Below are 961 nucleotides of genomic sequence, written 5' to 3'. Positions count from 1 at the left end.
ACATCGACGTCCCGGCCCCCCCCGCCCCGGCGGTCGAGCCCGCGCCCTGGCATGCGGGCCTCGCCGTCGCCCACGATTTCGGCGCGCACCTGCGCAGCGCCGACCCGATGCCGTTCCTCGTCGGCGGCGCCGGCTTCGTGCTCGGCATCCTCGCGACGGTGCTGATGCGAGCCCGCCGGGGCGTCGCGGCGGTCGCGCTCCTCGTGCTGGCGGCCGGGCTGCTGTTCGCGCCCTCCGCCTTCGCGCACGGCGACGACGACCACGACGCGCCGACGCCGATGGCCGCCGCCGGCGCACAGGACCTCGCCCGGCGCCTGCCCGACGGGTCGGTGTTCGTGCCGAAACCCACCCAGCGCGTGCTGACGCTGCGCACCCTCGTCACCGCATCGGGCGTGCTGGCGCGGACCACGGAGCTGCCGGGACGGATCATCGCCGACCCGAACGGCAGCGGCGTGGTGCAATCCTCGGTCGGCGGCCGGCTGTCGCCGCCGGAATCCGGCCTGTTCCCGCGCCTCGGCTCGCCGGTGCGCAAGGGCGAGGTGCTGGCCTTCGTCACGCCGCCGGTCCAGGCGGTGGACGTGTCGGACATGCGCCAGCGCCAGGGCGAGCTCGACCAGCAGATCGCCATCGTCGCGCGCCGGGTCGAGCGCTACCGCAAGCTGAGCCCCGGCGGCGCGGTCTCGCAGGTCCAGATCGACGACGCGGACGCCGAGCTCAAGGGCCTGGTCGACCGCCGCAAGGCCCTCGACGGCGTCCGCTCGCAGCCGGAGGCGCTGGCGGCGCCGGTCTCGGGGGTGGTCGCCGAGGCCAACGCGGTCGCCGGCCAGATGGCGAGCCCGGGGGCGATGGTGTTCAAGATCGTCGACCCGGCACGGCTGTGGGTCGAGGCCCTGAGCTTCGACGCGCTGGCCAGCACGGCCGACGCCACCGCGCGGCTCGCCGACGGGCGCCGGCTCGAGCT

General features: G+C 76.3%; 1 protein-coding gene. It reads left to right on the top strand.

The window, feature by feature from the left end:
* Positions 1-961 (top strand): HlyD family efflux transporter periplasmic adaptor subunit (locus FV222_RS27370; RefSeq protein ID WP_147816272.1); only part of this gene is annotated, 961 nt, incomplete at both ends.

The organism is Methylobacterium sp. WL103, assembly GCF_008039885.1.
In the GTDB taxonomy this organism is placed as follows: domain Bacteria; phylum Pseudomonadota; class Alphaproteobacteria; order Rhizobiales; family Beijerinckiaceae; genus Methylobacterium; species Methylobacterium cerastii.
Note: the sequence above shows the minus strand (reverse complement) of the source record. Positions and strands in the feature narration are given on the sequence as shown.